This is a genomic window from Blastomonas sp. UPD001, from assembly GCF_003426715.1.
Classification (GTDB): Bacteria; Pseudomonadota; Alphaproteobacteria; order Sphingomonadales; family Sphingomonadaceae; genus Blastomonas.
The window spans coordinates 3,350,555-3,357,281 of sequence record NZ_QKVT01000001.1; the positions used below are offsets into that span (position 1 = coordinate 3,350,555).

Here is a 6,727-nt window from a genome sequence, read left to right on the forward strand (position 1 = left end):
CGGCCCGGATAGGCGACGCTGCGCAGCGGCCAGTCCCTGGCGATCCATTTCTGCACCCAGGCATAGAGCTTCGCGTCGAATCCGGCGTCATATTCGGCCTTGGTGACCCAGAGCGTGACCATCGCGTCATAGCCGGGCACGGGGCTGGGATAGACATAGACGCAGCCGCGCTCGCGCTTCCCGTCGGGGGTCAGCACGGCATAGGCGAAGGATTCGCGGCGCTGGAACCGGCCCTGTTCGGTCACCATGTCCTTCATCGCATCGGCATCGGTAATTCCCGGGTGCGGCCAGGCGGTCGAGCGCGTGAAGGTCTTCTGCAGATGCTCGATCGATGACATGTACGCCTCGAAATCGATTCTGACGATATCGGGGCCGAGCGGGACGAGCTTGAAGCCCGGCCCTTCGACCAGCGTCGGAACCTTGAAATCGGCCGTGACGAACGGCGCTGCTTCGCGTGTCTGCGCGGACGCATAGCCCGAACCGTCCTGCGCCAGGACGGGCGCGGCGAGCAACAGCGGAAGCATGGCGGCAAATCGGAACAGTGTCATCGGCAATCCCCCGGAGAATCATCGGGGATCAACCTGACAGAAGCTTCGCGGCTGGCCTAGCCCCTGGGAAACAGCGCGATGATCCGCCCCAGCTGCTCCTCGACCGGATCGAGCACATCGTCCTGCGTCTTGCCCAGCCGCACGACGGTGAGCCGCTGGCTGGGGCTGACTATGACGAACTGGCCGAGATGCCCCTGCGCCGCAAACAGATCGGACGGCAGCAGATCGGGATAGAGCACCTTGCCCCGGCCTTCCGGGCGCGGCTTGTTCAGCCAGATATGCCCGCCATAGGCCGGATCGTTGGGCGAGCTTGTCAGCATGAAATCGACCCAGCCGCGGGTGAGGAACTGGTTGCCCGCGATCGAGCCCTTGTTGCGCAGGAATTCGCCGAACTTCGCCCAGTCGCGGGCATTGGCCTGGATGATCGATCCGCCGATCAGCGTGCCCGTCGCGTCGAATTCGGGCACCATCGAGGTCATGCCGAGCGGTTCGATCAGTCGCCCGCGCATGTAATCGAGCATCGCGCGGCGGCGGACGTCAGGGTCCTTGCTGTCGGTCAGCTGGCGGGTGATGATGTCGGACAGGATCACGCTGCTGTTGGTCGAATATTCGAATTTCGATCCCGGCTCGGCCTCGAGCGGCTGGCCGGCGGCATAGCGCACCATATCGTCGCGCCCGTCGAGGAACAGCATGCGCACCTCGTCCGATTGGAACGGCGGATCGCCCGCCTCGGTATGCTGAAGCCCCGAGGACATGTGCAGCAGGTGCCGAAGCGTGATGGCACCGCGCGGGTCGCCGGGACGCTGCCAGTCGGGCACCGGGGCAGGGGCGTCGAGCGCGAGCCGCCCGTCCGCGACCATCAGCCCGACCAGCACCGCGGTCACGCTCTTGGCCATCGACCAGCTGATGAAACGGGTGTCGCGGTCATAACCCGGCGCATAGCGCTCCGCGACGATCTCGCCGCCGCGCATGATGACGAGCGCGCGCGTCTCGGCGAATTGGTCCTCGCTGAACAGCTTGTCGATCTCGGCGTTCAGCGCAGCGGTGGGCACACCAGGAACATCGACGATCATCGTCTCGCCGCTATCGGCAGCGCGGCCTTCGATGCCGTAGAGACCGAAAGCGGTTGCGCCGAGAAGGCCGGTTGCGGCAAGGGCAAGAAGGATGCGGTGCTTCATGCCCGCTTCCATCAATCAGGCGGGGACCGATGGCAACTGGGAAAATGGGCGCGATGCCGGGCAAGCATGGCAGGCTGAAATGGGTGGCGCTGGCATTGCTGGTGATCGCGCTGGCGCTGCTCGCCTGGTACTGGCCGACCTTGCGCGCCTATAGCCAGACCGGCGCGGCCTATTCGGCGCGCGTGGTCTGCTCGTGCCGCTATATCGGCGGGCGCGAGCTTGGCGATTGCGAGAAGGACCTCGAGCCCGGCATGGAGGTGGTAAGCCTCAGCGAAGCCGCCGAGGCGCGGCGCATCGACGCCACGGTACCGCTGATGGCAGCGGAAAGCGCCGAATATCGCGAAGGCTGGGGCTGCGTTCTGATGACCCCGAAGGAGCGCGAGGCGATCCGATAAGTCCGCGCGATCAGCCCTGGTCGCGAATCTGTTCGTGGTGGCGGATGACCTCGTCGATCACGAAGCGCAAAAATTTTTCCGAGAATTCCGGGTCGAGATCGGCATCGACCGCCAGCCGCTTCATCCGCGCGATCTGTTCTTCCTCGCGGCCCGGATCGGCGGGCGGAAGGTCGGTCTTCGCCTTGTATTCGCCCACCGCCTTGGTGATCTTGAAGCGTTCGGCGAGCATGAAGATCAGCGCCGCGTCGATATTGTCGATGCTCTGCCGAAATGCTGCGAGTACCGGGTCTTGCGCCATGCTGCTCTTGCCTCTGCCAGAATCGCGCGGACCCGGAGCGGGTCCTGCGCTTTGCGCTTGCCTTAAGCCATGCGGCTTGCCACATCGCAACCCATGACCGCGACTGTTCATCCGATTGGCCGCCCTGCGGGCGTGTCCGCTGCCGCCCCCAGCCTTGATCCGATCATGGCGCTGGTGGCGCAGGACCTCAATTCGGTCAACAGCGTCATCCTCGACCGGATGCAGTCGCAGATCCCGCTGATTCCGGAGCTGGCCGGGCATCTGATCGCCGGTGGCGGCAAGCGGATGCGGCCGATGCTGACGCTCGCCTGCGCGCGGCTGCTCGACTATCCGGGCACGCGCCACCACAAGCTGGCAGCCGCGGTCGAGTTCATCCATACCGCCACGCTGCTGCACGACGATGTCGTCGACGGGTCGGACCTGCGCCGCGGCAAGAAGACCGCGAATCTGGTGTTCGGCAACCCGGCCACGGTGCTGGTCGGCGATTTCCTGTTCAGCCGCTCGTTCGAACTGATGGTCGAGGACGGCTCGCTCAAGGTGCTCAAGATCCTGTCGGGCGCCTCGGCGATCATTGCCGAGGGCGAGGTCGACCAGCTCACCGCGCAGCGCCAGATCGAGACCAGCGAGGAACGCTATCTCGCGATCATCGGCGCGAAGACCGCCGCGTTGTTCGCTGCCGCCTGCCGCATCGCCGCCGTCGTCGCAGAGCGCGACGAGCAGGTCGAACTGGCGCTGGACGCCTATGGCCGCAACCTGGGCATCGCCTTCCAGCTGGTCGACGATGCGATCGATTATGTCTCGGACGCGGCGACCATGGGCAAGGGCGTCGGCGACGACTTCCGCGACGGCAAGGTCACGCTGCCCGTCATCCTCGCCTATGCGCACGGCTCGCCGGAAGAGCGCAAGTTCTGGGAAGCGGCGATCATCGGGCACCGGACGTCGGACGAGGACCTGGCGCACGCGACCCAGCTGCTGCGCCAGCACAATGCTATCGACCTGACGCTCGACCGCGCCCGCCATTTCGGCCAGCGCGCCATCGACGCGATCGCGGGCTTCCCCAGCGGCAAAGCCAAGGCGGCGCTGATCGAAACGGTCGAATTCGCGATCGCGCGGGGCTATTAGGTCGTGAACGACATTCCGGCCAGACGCCCGCAGGGACGACGGCTGGAAGAACTCGAAGCGCAGAACCACGAGCTGCGCGTGCAACTTGACGCGCTGAAACGGGATATCGAGCGCAGTTCGCAGTCCGGAAACGCGTGAAACTCGATCGCGTTGTTCGGCGCGGTACCAACCTTGCTGGGTGTCATAGGGGCGGCGATTTTCGGCTATCTCGGATCAGGCGAAGGGAATACCGCCAGCCGGCAGGCAATGATCTGCCAGCAAGCCTATGTTTTCCTGGCAGATGAGCGACCCACGCCCTATCTCACGGAGAGCAAGGGCCGCGCGTTGACCGTGCGGCAGTTGCAAGTGCTCAGAAAATGTGAGAAATTCGTACCATGATGCAGGACCTGTTTCTCGCCATCGCTATTGTGGGCAATGTGATCACCATTGCCGCGCTGGTTGGCGGCTACTATTGGCAGCGCCAGAGCCAGCGATAATCGCCCCATAATCGATTTCTGACAGGACGGGAAAGCTTGCGCGGTGCTGACCGTCGATCCATCTTCTATGGCCCCTGCCAAGCCGCAGGCTAATGGCCTTTCCGCCGAAATCCGGGCGCTGCTCCTGCTTGCGGGGCCGCTGGTGCTGGGCAATCTCGCGCAGATGGCGATCCATACGACCGAGGTGATCATCCTGGGGCGTTATGACGTGCAGGCGCTGGCGGCGGCCGCGCTCGCGGTGAATCTCTATTTCGCCTGCGGCACCTTCGGCATGGGGCTGATGACCGCCGCCTCGCCGATGATCGCGGCCGAGCGCGGGCGGCGCAAGCATTCGGTGCGCGACATCCGCCGCACGGTACGCCAAGGCATGTGGGTGGCGCTGACGGTGTGCCTGCCGATCTGGGCGGTGCTGTGGAATGCGGAAAGGCTGTTCCTGCTGATGGGGCAGCAGCCGGACCTTGCCCGCGACGCGGGGCAGTTCATGCGGATCGCCATGTGGGGGCTGCTGCCCTGGCTGCTGCAATTCGTGCTGCGCATGTACGTGTCCGCGCTCGAAAGGCCGATCTGGGGGGTGTTCGTCACGCTGTGCGGCGTGGCCATGAACCTGGTGGCGTGCTGGGCGCTGGTCTTCGGCAATCTCGGTTTTCCCGAACTCGGGCTAAAGGGCGCGGCGATCGCCAATCTGCTGGCCAACTGCACATTGTTTGCGGTGATGGCGCTGGTGGTGACGCAGGTGCGGGCCTTCCGGCGCTACCGGCTGTTCGGGCGCTTCTGGGTCGCGGACTGGGGGCGCTACCGCGCGCTGTTCAAGCTGGGCCTGCCGATCGGCGTGACCTTTGCCTTCGAGGTCGCGATCTTCAGTTCCGCCGCATTCCTGATGGGGCTGATCAGCCGCGATTCGCTCGCCGCGCATGCCGTTGCGATCCAGATCGCCTCGTTCGCCTTCATGGTGCCGTTCAGCCTGTCGCAGGCCGCGACGGTGCGCGTCGGCCTGCACCATGGCGCGCGCGATGCGGCTGCCGCAGCGCGCGCGGGCTGGGCGGCGCTGGGGCTGGGCGTGCTCGCGGCATGCGTGATGTCGGCGACCATGGCCTCGATCCCGCACGCGTTGGTTGCGCTGTTCATCGATCCGCAGGACGCCAGCGCCGCACCGGCCTTTGCGCTGGCGCTGAGCTTCCTGCTGGTGGCTGCGATCTTCCAATTGGTCGACGCGGTCCAGGCGGTGGGGGCAGGGGTGCTGCGCGGGCTTCAGGACACGCGCTGGCCGATGCTGTTCGCGGCGTTCGGCTATTGGGTCGGGCATGGGCACCGCCTGGTTCTTCGCCTTCCGCCTCGGCTGGGAAGGTGTCGGCGTATGGATCGGGCTGGCGGCCGGGCTGGCGGTCGTGTCGGTTCTGATGGTCGGCCGCTGGGCGTTCCGGCAGCGTTTCGGGCTGGGGGTTTACGCCTGACCCCTGGGCTTGCCCGCCGGTTGAGGGGCTCGGGACAAACGGATAGGGGGCAATGATGGCTGAACTGCCCATATATTCCGTCTTGCCGGATTTGATGGCTGTACTCGCGGCTGGTCCCAACGCCGTGCTTGTGGCGCCGCCGGGCGCAGGCAAAACAACCACCGTCGCCCCGGCGCTGCGCGCCCAGCCCTGGTGCTCCGGCCAGGTGCTGCTGCTCTCGCCGCGCCGCCTCGCCGCGCGCGCCGCGGCCGAGCGCATGGCGGAGCTTGCTGGCGAATCCGTTGGCCAGACGATCGGCTATTCGACCCGGATGGACAGCAAGACGAGCGCCGCCACCCGGGTGCTCGTGCTGACCGAGGGCATCTTCGTCAACCGCATCCAGGCCGATCCCGAGCTTGCGGGCGTGTCGGCGGTGCTGTTCGACGAGGTGCACGAGCGCAGCCTCGACAGCGATTTCGGCCTCGCGCTGGCGCTCGAGGCACAGGGCGCGTTCCGGCCCGATCTGCGGCTGCTCGCCATGTCGGCCACGCTCGACGGCGCGCGCTTTGCCGCGCTGATGCAGGGCGCGCCGGTGATCGAGAGCGAGGGGCACTCGCATCCGCTCGCGCTGCGTTATCTCGGGCGACGCGGAGAGCAGCGGATCGAGGACGGCATGGCGCAGGCGATCCGCACCGCGCTGCGCGACGAGGCGCAAGGCGATGTGCTGGCCTTTCTGCCCGGCGTCGCGGAAATCGCGCGCACCGCCGAGCGGCTCGAGACTCTGGGCAGTAGCATCGCCGTGCTTCCGCTGCACGGCACGCTGACCCCGGTCGAGCAGCGCGCCGCGATCCGCCGCGATCCCGAAGGGCGGCGCAAGGTCATCCTCGCCACCAGCATCGCCGAAACCAGCCTGACCATCGACGGCGTGCGGATCGTCGTCGATAGCGGGCTAGCCCGTCGGGCACGCTATGATCCGCTCGCCGCCACCACCCGGCTGGTGACCGAGCGCGCGAGCCAGGCCGCCGCCACGCAGCGAGCGGGCCGCGCCGCGCGCCAGGGACCTGGCGTCGCCTATCGGCTGTGGGAAGAGGCGGCGACCGGCGGGCTGCCGCGCTTCGATCCACCCGAAATCCTGGATAGCGATCTTGCCCCGCTGGTGCTGCAATGCGCCGCCTGGGGCGAGAGCGATCCGGCGCGGCTCAACTGGCTCGATCCGCCGCCCGCGCCGTTGCTGGCCGAGGCGCGCAAGCGGCTGATCGCGCTGGACGCGGTCGAAGCGG

Annotated in this window: 8 protein-coding genes and 1 pseudogene; 6 read left to right on the forward strand and 3 right to left on the reverse strand. The window is 66.8% G+C overall.

Annotated elements, in window-relative coordinates:
- Window positions 1–548: twin-arginine translocation pathway signal protein (locus DM995_RS17005; protein ID WP_116970531.1), on the reverse strand; the 548-nt coding region annotated here is incomplete at its 3' end.
- Between the two features lie 56 nt (window positions 549–604).
- Window positions 605–1,726 (reverse strand): serine hydrolase domain-containing protein, encoded by a 1,122-nt coding sequence (locus tag DM995_RS17010; protein WP_232824460.1) that lies wholly within the window; start codon window positions 1,724–1,726, stop codon window positions 605–607.
- 29 nt (window positions 1,727–1,755) lie between these two features.
- Here DM995_RS17010 and DM995_RS17015 point away from each other — a divergent pair, with 29 nt between their 5' ends.
- A complete protein-coding gene (locus DM995_RS17015) occupies window positions 1,756–2,121 on the forward strand; it encodes a hypothetical protein (RefSeq protein ID WP_232824461.1) in 366 nt (121 codons plus the stop codon).
- A gap of 10 nt (window positions 2,122–2,131) precedes the next feature.
- Here the strand turns inward: DM995_RS17015 and DM995_RS17020 are convergent, their stop codons facing one another.
- A complete protein-coding gene (locus tag DM995_RS17020; protein WP_023837154.1) occupies window positions 2,132–2,419 on the reverse strand; it encodes a chorismate mutase in 288 nt (95 codons plus the stop codon).
- 93 nt (window positions 2,420–2,512) lie between these two features.
- Between DM995_RS17020 and DM995_RS17025 the strand changes: the two genes are divergently transcribed.
- The 5 genes and pseudogenes from DM995_RS17025 to DM995_RS21970 form a co-directional block, all read left to right on the forward strand.
- Entirely contained in the window at window positions 2,513–3,541 is a 1,029-nt protein-coding gene (locus tag DM995_RS17025) for a polyprenyl synthetase family protein (RefSeq protein WP_116970185.1), read from the forward strand.
- Between the two features lie 3 nt (window positions 3,542–3,544).
- On the forward strand, window positions 3,545–3,679 hold the full coding sequence (locus tag DM995_RS22685; RefSeq protein WP_286164953.1) for a hypothetical protein: 135 nt from the start codon (window positions 3,545–3,547) through the stop codon (window positions 3,677–3,679).
- Between the two features lie 12 nt (window positions 3,680–3,691).
- Window positions 3,692–3,919: a hypothetical protein gene (locus tag DM995_RS17030; RefSeq protein ID WP_116970186.1), complete on the forward strand. Its 228-nt coding sequence runs from the start codon at window positions 3,692–3,694 to the stop codon at window positions 3,917–3,919.
- Window positions 3,920–4,084: 165 nt separating this feature from the next.
- Window positions 4,085–5,468 (forward strand): annotated as a pseudogene (locus tag DM995_RS17035) (MATE family efflux transporter).
- Between the two features lie 55 nt (window positions 5,469–5,523).
- A partial coding sequence (locus tag DM995_RS21970) for a helicase-related protein (RefSeq protein ID WP_198669407.1) occupies window positions 5,524–6,727 on the forward strand: 1,204 nt, incomplete at its 3' end.